Below are 12,603 nucleotides of genomic sequence, written 5' to 3'. Positions count from 1 at the left end.
TTCAGACTGTGACAGCGCGCGCCGGGACGGTGACGTCCTCGGGCAGGGATTCGCCGATCACCACCAGCTCGGAGGCCTCCATGTGCTCGGCGAACCAGCCGGCGAGCGCCACCGAGTCGCGTGGCCGCGAGGCCGGGCCCTGGGTGGCGTCGAGCACGATCTTGGAGGGCGCCCAGACGCAGATCTGGCCATTCTTCATCGCCCAGTCGAGCTCGGTGCGGGTGGAGACCACCTTGCAGCGCGGATCGCGCGCCGCCAGCATCCAGCCGTTCTGCTCGATGGCGAGCAGATCGACGCGGCGCTGCGCCAGAGGGTGGCCCGCCTGCGGGCGGTCCAGATCCGGCAGCCCGACGCAGAGGATCAGCGGGGCCGTCTCGGCGGCGAAGCCGTCGATCCAGCCGGCGAGCGCGTCCGAGGCGATGGCGGTATTCGAAAGATAGACGATGCGCGGATGCGGCCGCGGCTGTGCCACCTCGTTGAGGTGGGCACCGAAATCGCGCTTCGTGCGGACGATCTCGACCCCGAGCGCGCCGGGGCCGCGGTCGAGCTTCTCGATGCGGACGAAGGCGCGCATGGCCTGCGGCTCGAGCAGGATGCGCTCGGCGATGCGCTCGGCGAGCGTTTCCAGCAGGTTGAGACGCTCGGCCTCGAGCTCGGTGCTGATCGCCTCGGTGACGCGGTCGTAACTCAGGATGCGGTCGACATCGTCATCGAGCGGCCCGCCCGAGGGCGTGACCTCGACCACCACGTCGAAACGGATGCGCTGGGTGTGGCCGCGCTCGGCCTGAAAGGCGCCAATCTCGACCTCGCGCACATGCTCGCGCAGCGAGATGCGGTCGCGCGGCGCCTCGCCCTCGGTGGCGATGGCGCGCTCGGAGGGGTGCGCAAAGGCAAGGCGGATTTCGTCGGCCATGAGGGGCCCTCGCATGTGGACTTCAGGGGGCCGCCGCAGCACTTCTCTCGCGAGAGGGTTACAGGAGGCGCGAACCCCTCCTGAAGGGGAGGGCCGGGCGGGTTGCCCGATACCCTATCGCAGCGAATGGCCGGGCGCGAGGGCCGGAAAGCGGCGCTTTGCGCCGCGCCCGCGTCAGTTGCTGCTGATGCGGTAATCCGGGCGGTAGAACTGGTGCACGCCGATCGCGGCGGTCTGGTTGAACTTGCGCGACCAGGACGGGTTCACCGCAGTGGTGTGGTAGTAGGTCGCGCCGCCGGTCAGTGCGCGCGGGGCGCCCGAGAGCATGATCTTGGCAACCTTGCCGACGCGCTCCCAGGCGCGGGGCTCGTTGATGTGCTCGGGGTTGCCGTCGCAGGTATAGGTGAACTGGCAGGCGTATTTCCGGCCGGTGCCCTGGCGGATCACGCTGCAGACCGAATCCGGGAACTTTGCGCTGTCGACGCGGTTGAGAATGACCTCGGCCACGGCAAACTGGCCTTTCACGGTCTCGCCGCGAGCCTCGAAGTACAGCGCCTCGGCAAGGCACTCCCACTGGGCGCCGCCGCTGGCCTTGGGCTGGCTTTCGAGCCACGCGCGGTCGTAGGAAAATCCGCCCGGACGCGTTTCGGGCGAGACGAGCGCGTTGAAATGTGCTTTGGTCGCGGTATTGAGCCCGCGCTGTTCGAGCTTCACCAGACGGCGGATATTGTCCTGCTTCACTTCGGCAGCAAGCGGAGCGGCCGTCGCCAGCAGCGCCAGCGCGGTAAACATAGCCTTGATCATCTGTCCCTCTTTACGTCACGTCCCAGGTGGCGATTTCCCCAAAATCGCTCAAAACCGCGGCGTAATTAGTAAAATTGTTCCGAGCGGTCCAGCGCCCGGGACCGAAATGGGCGGATTCCGGCCCAAATACATCGTTAAGTTTACATATGTTGTGGCGCGGCAGCTGCGCCCCTACCCGATCTTGTCTCTAATTGCGAGTTGAGCGGCTGCTAGGCGCGCAACCGGAACGCGAAACGGGGAGCAACTCACGTAGTCGATGCCCGCGTTTCGGCAGAAAGCAATCGATTCGGGGTTGCCGCCATGCTCGCCGCAGACCGACAGCATGACCCCGCCATTGCCCTTGCGCCCGCGTTCCACGCCCACCCGGATCAGTTCGCCGACGCCCTCGGCGTCGAGCCGGTGGAACGGATCTTCGGGGAACACGCCTTGCTGCACGTAATGCGACATGAAGCGTCCGGCATCGTCGCGCGAGAGGCCGTAAGTCATCTGCGTGAGGTCGTTGGTGCCGAAGCTGAGGAAATGCGCGTGCTGGGCGATCTCGTCGGCACGCAGGCACGCGCGCGGGGTCTCGACCATGACGCCGAGAGAATAGTCGAAATCGCGGCCGCGCTCGTTGCGCACCGCCGCCGCCACCGCGTCGATGCGGTTGCGCACCAGCTCGACCTCGCGGCAGGCCGAGACCAGTGGCAGCATGATCTCGGGCACCACCGGCGCGCCTTCCTTGGAGGCCTCGAGCGTCGCCTCGAAGATGGCGCGGGCCTGCATGTCGTAGATCTCGGGCACCGCGATGCCGAGCCGCACGCCGCGCATCCCGAGCATGGGGTTGTATTCGCCCATGCTCTCGACCCGGCGGGTCACGTCCGAGACCGGCAGGTCGAGCGCCTCTGCCAGATCGCGCAGACCGGCGCGGTCGGAGGGCAGGAACTCGTGCAGCGGCGGATCGAAGAGGCGGATGCAGACCGGCATCCCCTCCATGATGCGAAACAGTTCGATGAAATCGGCGCGCTGCATCGGCAGCAGCCGGGCGAGGGCGGTCTTCCGGTCGTCGGGGCTGTCGGCGAAGATCATCTCGCGCATCGGTGTGATGCGCTCGGCCTCGAAGAACATGTGCTCGGTGCGGCAGAGCCCGATACCCTGCGCCGCGAAATTGCGCGCCGTGGTGGCGTCGGCCGGGGTGTCAGCATTGGCGCGGATGCCGATGTCGCGCTCGGCATCGGCCCAGGACATGAAGACGTGGAAGGTCTCGTCGAGCGCCGCCTCGATCATCTTCGGCGCACCGGCAAGCACCTGGCCCGAGCTGCCGTCGACGGTGAGCGTGTCGCCCTCTCGGAAGCGGCGGCCATCCTCGGCCAGCAGCGTCTTGTCGTTGAGGCGGAAGCCCATGCGCGCCGCGCCCACGACGCAGGGCAGGCCGAGGCCGCGGCCGATCACCGCCGCATGGCTGGTCATGCCGCCGCGTTCGGTCAGCACCGCCACAGCGGCGTGCATGCCGCGCACGTCCTCTGGCGAGGTCTCGCGCCGGACGAGGATGCAGGGCTCGCCGCGCGCCGCGCTGGCCTGCGCCTCGGAGGAGGAGAACACGATCCTGCCGGTCGCCGCCCCGGGAGAGGCCGCCACGCCGCGACCGATGGCGTCGCGCTCGGCCTCGGGGTCGATCTGCCGGTGCAGCAGCTCGGACAGGCCACGCGGTTCGACCCGCATCAGCGCTTCCTGTTGCGAGATGATGCCGTCATTGGCCAGCCGCACCGCGATCTGCAGCGCCGCGCGCGAGCTGCGCTTGACCCGTATGGCGTCGAGGATGTGCACCGCGCCATTTTCGAGCGTGAACTCGATCTGCATCTCGACCCGCAGTTTGCAGCGCACCAGCGCGGCGTAGTCCTTCAGCGTCTCGAAGGCCCCGGGCGCCAGCTCTTCCAGCGAGGGGCCGCGCGGATCGCGCTCGAGATAGAGCGAGCTCTGCTCGCACTGCAGCGCCTCGCGGCCCTGGCTCTGGCTCATGTAACGGCCGGTGATCTGCGGCTGCCCGGTCTCGGAATTGACCAGCTGCAGCACGCCCGAGCCGCATTCGCCCATGCCGAGCCCCAGCGCCATCTCCTGCACGATGAGCCCCAGCCCGGCATCGACCGGCGCGCCCTTGGCCTGGCGCAGCAGCCGCGCGGTGGTGCCCTCCCAGGCGCGCGCCATCGAGCGCAGCACCTCGGCCAGCTGCACGGCGGGATCCTGCGGGAAGGGCTCCTCGGCCTCGTCCTCGTAGCAGCGCAGCACGTCGCTCAGGCCTTCCTCGCCGGGGCTGTCGATCTCTTCGAAGACATCCGGATCGAGCCTCGCCACGTGGATGGCATAGGCCGTGACGAAGCGCTTGTAGAGATCCGAGGCAAGCTCGGGGCCCATGCGCTCGGAATACTCGACGAAGGCGGCGTCGTTCATGCCGATATTGAGCACCGAGCCGGGCCCGCCCCAATCGGGATCCTCCGAGGAGGGGCGCACACAGAGCAGCGCGCCGGGGGCGAACTCGCCGAGAATCGCGACCACGTCGGGCATTTCGCCCGCGGCGATGCGGTGCACGGTGTCGAAGCTCAGCGCCACGGTGCGCGGCACCGGCAGATCGAGCCGCACGAGCCGCTGCAGGCACTTGGCACGCCCCCCGTGGCTCGGCGTCGAGATCGGCGCCGATGGGGTGATGAGCGTGACCCGCGGGTCCTGGTCCTGTCGCAGCGTGTCGGGCACGGGAGATCCTGTTTTTCCGCAGTGCAGCATAACCCGGATCAGGGCAACCGCACCATCACCTTTTCAGGAGTACGTAAGGTTAAGACGCTGCGCCAAAGATGCCACCGCCGGGCGGGCGCGTGCAAGAAATCTCGGCACGCGCGCCGCAAGTCTTTGGTGTGGAAGGGCTTTCGGGCAACGCCCGCTCAGCCCTCGAGGCGGTTCAGATCGGCCACCTGAAGGCAACTCGTGCGGATGCGCGACAGCAGGTTGAGGCGGTTGCGGCGCACCACCGGGCTCTCGGAATTGACCTGCACCGCCTCGAAAAAGGCGTCGATCGGCGCGCGCAGACCGGCCATGGCGGTCATGGCAGCGGCGAAATCTTCCTTTTCCAGCGCGGGCTTGATCTCGGCATCGGCGGCATCGAGCGCGGCGAACAGCGCCTTTTCCTCGTCGACCTCGGCAAACTTGGGATCGGCGCCGAAGCTGTACTCGACCCCGTCCTTGTCCTCGGCCTGGGTGAGGATGTTGTTGGCACGCTTGAAGCCCTGCACCAGGTTTGCGCCGTCCTCGGTGCCCAGCACCTCGCCGAGCGCCGTGGCGCGGCGCACCACCTGAGCGAGGTCGTCATTGCCGGGCATCGCCAGCACCGCATCAATCACGTCATGCCGCACGCCTTCGCCCTTGAGGTGCACCTTGAGGCGGTCGTGGAAGAAGGCGAGCAGATCGTCGCTGAGATCGGGGCGGTGGTTGGTGACCTCTGTGACCCACTCGGCCGCGTCGCCCTCGATCTGGTCGATCACGGCTTTGACCGAGGAGCCGAAGACGCCGTGTTGCGCGATCTCGCGCAGCAGCGCATCGCGCAGCTCCTGCTGGTCGCTATCGACGCCGGCGCCGATCTTGTGGCGCAGGATCTGCGCGTCGAAGAGGCGGTCGAGATGCAGGCGCAGCCCGTTGACCAGCACCAGCCGGATCACGCCAAGTGCGGCGCGGCGCAGCGCGTAGGGGTCCTTGGAGCCAGTGGGCTTCTCGTCGATCGCCCAGAAGCCGGTCAGCGTGTCGAGCTTGTCGGCCAGCGCCACGGCGACCGAGACCGGCGCGGTGGGCACGGCGTCGGACGGCCCGAGCGGCGAGTAATGCTCCTCGCAGGCCACGGCGACCTCTGTCGGCAGGCCGGCGGCCTCGGCGTAATAACGGCCCATAAGCCCCTGAAGCTCGGGGAATTCATAGACCATCTCCGAGCTCAGGTCGGCCTTGGCCACGCGCGCCGCCTGCTCGGCCAGCGCTGCGTCCGCGCCGACCATCGGTGCGATCTCGCGCGCCAGTGCCGCGATGCGCTCGATGCGGTCGCGCTGCGAGCCAAGCTTGTTGTGGAAGGTCACGTTGCCGAGCCGCTCGGTCCAGGCTTCCAGGCCCTCGTTCTTTGCGACACGCAGATCGTTCTCCCAGAAGAACTTGGCGTCGGACAGGCGGGCCGAAAGCACCTTGTTGTTGCCTGCGAGGATGGTCGCGCCGTCATCCGGCGTTTCCACATTTGCAACCGTGACAAAGCCTTCAATGCGGCTGGTGGCCGGATTCTTGACCGAAAAGAACTTCTGGTGCTCTTTCATCGAGGTCTGGAGCACTTCCGGCGGCAGCTCGAGGAACTGCGCGTCGATCTTGCCCATCAGCACCACCGGCCACTCGACCAGACCCGCCACCTCGGCCAGCAGCCCGCGGTCCTCGACCACTTCGAGGCCTTGGGCGAAGGCGCGGTTTGTCGCGTCATGCCAGATGGTTTCAGCGCGTTCCTCAGCCGAGAGGATGACCTTCGCGCGCTTCAGCCGGGTTTCATAATCGGCGAAGGAGGTCACTTCGAAGGCGCCGTCGCCCATGAAGCGGTGACCCTCTGTGGTCTGGCCCGCCTCGATGCCATCGATTTCCAAGGGCACCACCGCGTCGCCGGCCTCGGAGCTCAGGACGCAGATGATGCGGTGCAGCGGGCGCACCCAGCGCAACGTGCCTGCGCCCCAGCGCATCGACTTGGGCCAGGGGAAGTTGCGGATCGCCGCTTCGAGCACCTCGGCCACGATCTCGGCGGCCGGGCGGCCCGGCTTCTCGATCACCGCGTAGAGAAAGGTGCCCTTCTTGTCCTCGCGCGCTTCGCACTGCTCGCGGCTGACGCCGGCACCGCGCAGGAAGCCCTCGATGGCCTTCTCCGGCGCGTCGACCTTTGGGCCGCGGCGCTCTTCGCGGGTGGCGGGGGAGGCGTCGAGCAGACCGCTCACGGTGAGGGTCAGCCGGCGCGGCGTCGAGAAGGCGGCGGCGCCGGCATAGGTCAGACCGTTCTCCACCAGACCGTCGGTGACGAGTTTCTTCAGATCCTCCGCGGCACGCGTCTGCATGCGGGCGGGGATTTCCTCGGAAAAGAGTTCGATCAGAAGGTCGGGCATAGTCTCACCAAAGCATCCGCCCGCGCCGGGATCGGCACGGGCTGTTGTTCGCTTCGGTGGATAACGGCCCCAAGGGCCGAGGTCCAGCGGTTAGCCGTCAGGCGGTGGCCTCTTGCAGCTTGCCCTCGGCCTTGAGCTTTGCACGGCGCGCCAGCGTCATCACGTCGTCGCCCGAGCGGCGCGGCACGATGCGGTAGGCGGCCTCGATGAAGTTCTCCACTGCAAATCCGATCAGGCCGATGGCGACGACGCCCAAGAGGATGCGGCCATAGGCCACCGAGCGGATCTGGTCGAGCGCGGTGCCGACACCGCCGGCCTCTTCGGGATTGACGGTCATGCCGGCATAGAAGATCGACGCGCCGATAATGCCGATCACCACGCCCTCGGCGATGAGGCCGAACTTCATCACCGGATCGAGCTTGCGCGCGAGCGGGGTGACGCGGATGTCGCGCTTGTATTTCTCCTTGAGGCCCTTGTGTGCGTAGTAGATCCCTGCGCCGATGGTCACGAGCCCGACGGCCATGACCAGCCACGGCCCCCAGGGCATCGACATCAGCTTCTGTGTGGCGGTTTGCGCGCCACCTCCGCCACCGCTGCCGCCGCCCATCGCGGTGGTTGCCACCGACACGCCGATGGCGCCATGGATCACGCCGGTGATCGCCTGGCCGGCGCGGGCCACCATGCCCTTGGCATCGGTGCCCTCGCATTCGAGATCCATCCAGGCGTCGATCAGCCGCCAGATCATGTAGGCGATGAGGCCGATGGCAATCGCCCAGAGCAGCGCCACGCCCCATGGCACGCTTCGCAGCTCGGCGAGCGCATCTGTGGTGCCCTCGGCTTGGCCGCCTCTCCAGGCGGCCAGCAATGCAAGCCCCCCGACGACGGTATAAACGGCACCGCGCGCGGCATATCCGGCGCGCATTACGGGAACGACCCAGGCGGGGGCTTTGTCTGACATCACTGATCTCCTCGATTGAGGAGACAGCGCCCGGACCCCGCAAAAGGTTCCGTCCCGCCGTTCGACAGGCGCGCAACCCCCTGTCTTCTCTGGTTCAAAAATACCTCGGGGGAATCGCAGCCCTGCTGCGATGGGGGCAGCGCCCCCGCTTGTCGCCTCGGTTCAAATCCGACGCGACGGCAGGCAGGCCTCGGACCCTTCCGGCCTCACTCCCGCGGCGGGCAGTCCTCGCCGAGCGGCGTGCCGTCATAGGCCTTGTCGCCGCAATCGTTGATCTCTTCCCAGATATAGCCGCGGCCGTCCTCGGTCACCGCGACCACCCGGTCGATGCCGTATTCGATATTGCGCTGCGCGGTATAGACATGCGCCTCGCCGGTCTCGACAAGCGTCCCGATCGCCTCGGCGTCGAAGCAGCCGAACCAGAACGGCGCGTTGCGCGGCTCGGCGCCGTCGTAGCGCTCGAAGCGCGCGTCGAGCGCCTGCGGGCGCTCCGGCGTGGTGAAGCAGCCGCGGAAGCGGATCGGCGAGCTGGTGGCGTCGATGCCCTCGAAATCGCCATAGGGGATGTGTTCGGGCGCGCCGCCGTCGAGCGGCGTCAGGAAGACCTGCCCGGCATCGTCCTCGACACGCTCGTAGTAGTGGAACACCTGGAAATAGTAGACCCCGGCGCCGAAGAGCAGGGCGGTCACGATGATGGCGATGCCGAGGATCTTGCCGCTCATGTCTGCGCTCCGGTCTGGGTCTGGGTCTGTCTCTGGATGTCGGGCCGCGCGGCTCAGGCCGCGTGGCCGCCGGCCTCGGTCATCACGAAGGCGTCGGCGCAGCGCTTGGCCAGCGCCCGGACCCGGCCGATATAGGCCTGGCGTTCGGTGACCGAGATCACGCCGCGCGCGTCGAGCAGGTTGAACAGGTGGCTGGCCTTGATGCACTGGTCATAGGCCGGGTGGGCCATGACGATGCGCTTGCCGGTCTTGGGATCCACTGTCTCGGCCTCGAGCGCGCGCTGGCACTCGGCTTCGGCATCCTCGAAATGCTTCAGCAGCGTCTCGGTGTCGGCCACGTCGAAGTTCCAGCGCGAGTATTCCTCCTCGGTCTGGCGGAACACGTCGCCATAGAACAGCGGCTGCGGCGATTGCGGGTCGTTGAACGGCATCTCCATGACGTGGTCGATGCCCAGCACGTACATGGCGAGGCGTTCGAGCCCGTAGGTCAGCTCGCCCGAGACCGGGGTGCAGTCATGCCCGCCGACCTGCTGGAAATAGGTGAACTGCGACACTTCCATGCCGTCGCACCAGACCTCCCAGCCCAGGCCCCATGCGCCCAGCGTCGGGCTTTCCCAGTCGTCCTCGACGAAGCGCACGTCATGCATCGACATGTCGATGCCGATGGCCTCGAGCGAACCGAGATAGAGCGCCTGCAGGTCCGGCGGCGACGGTTTGATCAGCACCTGGAACTGGTAGTAATGCTGCAGCCGGTTCGGGTTCTCGCCGTAGCGCCCGTCGGTCGGGCGGCGCGAGGGCTGCACATAGGCCGCGGCCCAGGGCTTGGAGCCGAGCGCGCGCAGCGTGGTGGCCGGGTGGAAGGTGCCGGCACCGACTTCCATGTCGTAGGGCTGCAGCACGGCGCAGCCCTTGGCGGCCCAATAGGTCTGCAGTCGCAGGATGATCTCCTGGAAGCTCCGCGGTTTGGTGCTGGTGTCGGTCATCGCATCGGCCCTGTCTGAGAGTTGCGGACTGATTATGCGCCACAGGCGCAAGGGTCAATTGCGGGGCTGACCATATTTTGAGGTGACGGCCCGACCCGCTCTGGTAAACACGAGGACAGAGCAAAATAAGATTTCCGACGCAAGGGACAGATACAGGGATGTTGAGGTCAATACTGATGGCAGGCGCGACAACCGTGCTGGTCGCGCAGGCTGCCATCGCGCAGGAGCGGGTGTTCATCCAGATCGAGGCGCAGCCGAGCCTTGCGCAGGCCGAGGCGGCGCTGCGCGGCTATGCCAGCCGGCTCGACAACGTCAACGGCTTCTCGCTGGGCGGCGGCTGGTACGGCATCGCGCTTGGCCCCTACAGCCCCGACGACGCCGGACAGCTGCTGCGCAACCTGCGCGCCAACGGCGTGATCCCGCGCGACAGCTACCTCGCGGCGACCTCGGAGTACCGCGACCAGTTCTGGCCGGTGGGGGCAGGGCTCGCAACCGAAGCGCCGGTGCAGCCGACGCCGCAGCCCGAGGCCGCAGAGCCGCCATCCGAGACGCCGGTGGTCGAGGCCGCGCCCGGGCCCGAGCCGCAGCCGGTGATTGACGAGACCCCGCGCGAGGCCCGTGCCAGCGAGGCGCTGCTCAACCGCGCGCAGCGCGAGCAGCTGCAGATCGCCCTGCGCTGGGCCGGGGTCTATGACGCCGGCATCGACGGTGCCTTCGGTCGCGGCACCCGCGGCGCGATGGCGGCGTGGCAGTCGCAGAACGGCTTTGACGCGACCGGCATCCTGACCACCGGGCAGCGTGCCGCGCTGATGGGGCAGTACAACGCCGTGCTCGACGGGCTCGACATGCGCATGGTGCGCGACGAGCGCGCCGGCATCCGCATCGAGATGCCCACCGCCGCCGTCGGCTTCGATCGCTACGAGGCGCCCTTCGCGCTCTACGAGCCGACCGGAGACCTGCCGGCGCGGGTGCTGCTGATCAGCCAGCCCGGCGACCGCCAGAGCATGGGCGGGCTCTACGAGATCATGCAGACTCTCGAGATCGTGCCGCTCGAGGGCCCGCGTGTGCGCAACCGCGACGGCTTCAGCCTGACAGGCGCCAACAGCCGCATCGTCAGCCACACCGAGGTCAGCCTGCGCGACGGCCATATCAAGGGCTTCACCCTGATCTGGCCCGCCGGCGACGAAGAGCGCCGCGAGCGCGTGCTCGGCCTGATGCAGACCAGCTTCGCCACCACCGACGCGGTGCTCGACCCGGCCGAGGTCAGCGACGCCGGCCAGTCGGTCGACCTCGTCTCCGGGCTCGAGATCCGCAAGCCCATCGCCACGGTCTCGGGCTTCTTCGTCGATGCCGGCGGCGCGGTGGTGACCTCGGCCGAGGCAGTGGCCTCCTGCGGGCGCATCACCCTCGACGATGTTTACGAGGCCACGGTGGCGGCGCGCGATCCGGCCCTCGGCGTCGCCGTGCTGCGCCCCGAGACGGCGCTGGCGCCGCGTTCGGTGGCAAGCTTCCGGCAGGACACGCCGCGGATCAATTCCGAGGTTGCCGTCGCGGGCTACCCGTTCGGCGGCGTGCTGAGCGCGCCCACCCTGACCTTCGGCGCGCTCGAGGATATCCGCGGCCTGCGCGGTGAAGAGCAGTTCGAGCGGCTTGCGCTGGCCGCGCAGCCCGGCGATGCCGGTGGTCCGGTGGTGGATGCCGGCGGTGCGGTGCTGGGAATGCTGCTGCCCAAGGCGCAGAACGGCCAGTCGCTGCCTGAGGATGTCGCCTTTGCCGCCGATGCCTCGGCCCTTCAGGCCTTTCTCGACGGCGCCGGGCTGCGCAGCTCGGTGGCGCAGGGCGAGGCGGCCATGGCGCCCGAGGATCTGACCGCCGCCGCCGGCGCGATGACCGTCAAGGTCAGCTGCTGGGAGTGATCCCGGCGCGGCCCGCGACCGCATAACCGCTTGATCCGCACCGCCCTTGCGCGGTTATCCTTCGGGGGAGGTTTCCCCCGGAGGTGCATATGCTTGGCTATCTCACCCTGATCTTCGTCTGCCAGCTTGCCGGCGAGCTGGTGGTCGGCACGATGGCGATGCCGGTGCCCGGGCCGGTGGTCGGCATGGTGCTGCTGTTCCTCTACCTCGCGCTGCGCCGCTCGGTGCCCGAGGGGCTGGGGCAGGCGGCGGGCGGGCTGCAGCGCGCCATGTCGCTGCTCTTCGTGCCGGCGGGCGCCGGGGTGATGCTGCATTTCCATCTGCTGGCCGAGGCGGCGCTGCCGCTCGGGCTGGGGCTGCTGGTGAGCACCATCGCCACCATCGCCGTCACCGGCCTGCTGATGAGCTGGCTCGGGCGCGGGGCGCGCGACGATGGATAACCTCGACAATCTCGCCGAGACCTGGGTCTATCTCAGCGCCTCTCCGCTCTTTCACTTGACGCTGACGCTGGTGGCCTTCCAGGGGTCCTCCTGGTTGTTCGAGAAGGGCGGGCGCAACCCGCTGCTGAACCCCGTGCTGGGGGCGGTGATCGTGGTGGTGGCCGTGCTGCTCGTCACCGGCACCGACTACGCCACCTATTTCGAGGGCGCGCAGTTCGTGCATTTCCTGCTTGGCCCGGCGACGGTCTCGCTGGCGGTGCCGCTCTATCGCCAATGGGCGCTGGTGCGACGTTCTGCGCTGGCGATCACCGTGAGCCTGCTCTGCGGCTCGCTGACCGCGATCCTCACGGCGGTGGGCGTGGCTTCGCTGGCAGGTGGCGGCAGCGAGGTGCTGGCCTCGATCGCGCCCAAGTCGGTCACCGCGCCGGTCGCCATGGCCATCGCCGAGGAACTTGGCGGGGTGCCCTCGCTGACCGCGGTGCTGGTGATCGTGACCGGCATCCTCGGCGCCATGCTCGGCCCGCTGGTGCTGACCCTCGTGGGGGTGACGGGCTGGAGCGCCCGCGGCCTTGCCATCGGCACCGCCAGCCACGGCATCGGCACCGCCCGCGCGCTGCAGGTCAACGAGACTGCAGGCGCCTTCGCGGGGCTGGCCATGGGGCTCAACGCGCTCGCCACGGCGCTCTTGCTGCCGATCCTCTGGGGGCTGCTTTTCTGACGTGAAGTCAA

The 12,603-nt window shown here is 68.3% G+C and carries 10 protein-coding genes; 3 read left to right on the top strand and 7 right to left on the bottom strand.

All coding sequences use genetic code 11. From position 1 onward, the window contains the following. Position 1: 1 nt before the first annotated feature. The 7 genes from JF542_RS20000 to JF542_RS19970 all read right to left on the bottom strand — a co-directional run bounded on the left by JF542_RS20000 (position 2) and on the right by JF542_RS19970 (position 9,518). A complete protein-coding gene (locus JF542_RS20000) occupies positions 2 to 913 on the bottom strand; it encodes a dihydroneopterin aldolase (RefSeq protein ID WP_207077156.1) in 912 nt (303 codons plus the stop codon). Between the two features lie 174 nt (positions 914 to 1,087). After that, a complete protein-coding gene (locus tag JF542_RS19995) occupies positions 1,088 to 1,717 on the bottom strand; it encodes a cell wall hydrolase (protein ID WP_207077155.1) in 630 nt (209 codons plus the stop codon). 171 nt (positions 1,718 to 1,888) lie between these two features. Continuing rightward, positions 1,889 to 4,474 (bottom strand): putative PEP-binding protein, encoded by a 2,586-nt coding sequence (locus JF542_RS19990; RefSeq protein ID WP_207077154.1) that lies wholly within the window; start codon positions 4,472 to 4,474, stop codon positions 1,889 to 1,891. Positions 4,475 to 4,629: 155 nt separating this feature from the next. Then, positions 4,630 to 6,855, bottom strand: a complete 2,226-nt coding sequence (glyS, locus tag JF542_RS19985) for a glycine--tRNA ligase subunit beta (protein ID WP_207077153.1) — start codon at positions 6,853 to 6,855, stop codon at positions 4,630 to 4,632. A 97-nt stretch (positions 6,856 to 6,952) separates the two neighbouring features. Next, a complete protein-coding gene (locus JF542_RS19980) occupies positions 6,953 to 7,813 on the bottom strand; it encodes a DUF1206 domain-containing protein (RefSeq protein WP_207077152.1) in 861 nt (286 codons plus the stop codon). A gap of 206 nt (positions 7,814 to 8,019) precedes the next feature. Continuing rightward, positions 8,020 to 8,535, bottom strand: coding sequence for a DUF6446 family protein (locus tag JF542_RS19975; protein WP_207077151.1), 516 nt, complete (start codon positions 8,533 to 8,535; stop codon positions 8,020 to 8,022). A gap of 53 nt (positions 8,536 to 8,588) precedes the next feature. After that, entirely contained in the window at positions 8,589 to 9,518 is a 930-nt protein-coding gene (locus JF542_RS19970; protein ID WP_207077150.1) for a glycine--tRNA ligase subunit alpha, read from the bottom strand. Between the two features lie 176 nt (positions 9,519 to 9,694). On the opposite strand from JF542_RS19970, the gene JF542_RS19965 reads away from it, so the two are divergent. The 3 genes from JF542_RS19965 to JF542_RS19955 all read left to right on the top strand — a co-directional run bounded on the left by JF542_RS19965 (position 9,695) and on the right by JF542_RS19955 (position 12,592). After that, positions 9,695 to 11,434 (top strand): trypsin-like peptidase domain-containing protein, encoded by a 1,740-nt coding sequence (locus tag JF542_RS19965; RefSeq protein ID WP_242533859.1) that lies wholly within the window; start codon positions 9,695 to 9,697, stop codon positions 11,432 to 11,434. Between the two features lie 89 nt (positions 11,435 to 11,523). Next, positions 11,524 to 11,874: a CidA/LrgA family protein gene (locus tag JF542_RS19960; RefSeq protein WP_207077148.1), complete on the top strand. Its 351-nt coding sequence runs from the start codon at positions 11,524 to 11,526 to the stop codon at positions 11,872 to 11,874. Continuing rightward, positions 11,867 to 12,592: an LrgB family protein gene (locus JF542_RS19955; RefSeq protein ID WP_207077147.1), complete on the top strand. Its 726-nt coding sequence runs from the start codon at positions 11,867 to 11,869 to the stop codon at positions 12,590 to 12,592. The genes JF542_RS19960 and JF542_RS19955 overlap by 8 nt, the downstream gene beginning before the upstream one ends. Positions 12,593 to 12,603: the final 11 nt, after the last annotated feature.

Source organism: Salipiger bermudensis, from assembly GCF_017309175.1.
GTDB lineage: Bacteria > Pseudomonadota > Alphaproteobacteria > Rhodobacterales > Rhodobacteraceae > Salipiger > Salipiger bermudensis.
Note: the sequence above shows the minus strand (reverse complement) of the source record. Positions and strands in the feature narration are given on the sequence as shown.

Coding starts and splice junctions, on each gene's coding strand:
- JF542_RS20000 (WP_207077156.1), bottom strand. CDS start 913: ATGGCCGACGAAATCCGCCTTGCCTTTGCGCACCCCTCCGAGCGCGCC.
- JF542_RS19995 (WP_207077155.1), bottom strand. CDS start 1,717: ATGATCAAGGCTATGTTTACCGCGCTGGCGCTGCTGGCGACGGCCGCT.
- JF542_RS19990 (WP_207077154.1), bottom strand. CDS start 4,474: ATGCTGCACTGCGGAAAAACAGGATCTCCCGTGCCCGACACGCTGCGA.
- glyS (WP_207077153.1), bottom strand. CDS start 6,855: ATGCCCGACCTTCTGATCGAACTCTTTTCCGAGGAAATCCCCGCCCGC.
- JF542_RS19980 (WP_207077152.1), bottom strand. CDS start 7,813: ATGTCAGACAAAGCCCCCGCCTGGGTCGTTCCCGTAATGCGCGCCGGA.
- JF542_RS19975 (WP_207077151.1), bottom strand. CDS start 8,535: ATGAGCGGCAAGATCCTCGGCATCGCCATCATCGTGACCGCCCTGCTC.
- JF542_RS19970 (WP_207077150.1), bottom strand. CDS start 9,518: ATGACCGACACCAGCACCAAACCGCGGAGCTTCCAGGAGATCATCCTG.
- JF542_RS19965 (WP_242533859.1), top strand. CDS start 9,695: ATGGCAGGCGCGACAACCGTGCTGGTCGCGCAGGCTGCCATCGCGCAG.
- JF542_RS19960 (WP_207077148.1), top strand. CDS start 11,524: ATGCTTGGCTATCTCACCCTGATCTTCGTCTGCCAGCTTGCCGGCGAG.
- JF542_RS19955 (WP_207077147.1), top strand. CDS start 11,867: ATGGATAACCTCGACAATCTCGCCGAGACCTGGGTCTATCTCAGCGCC.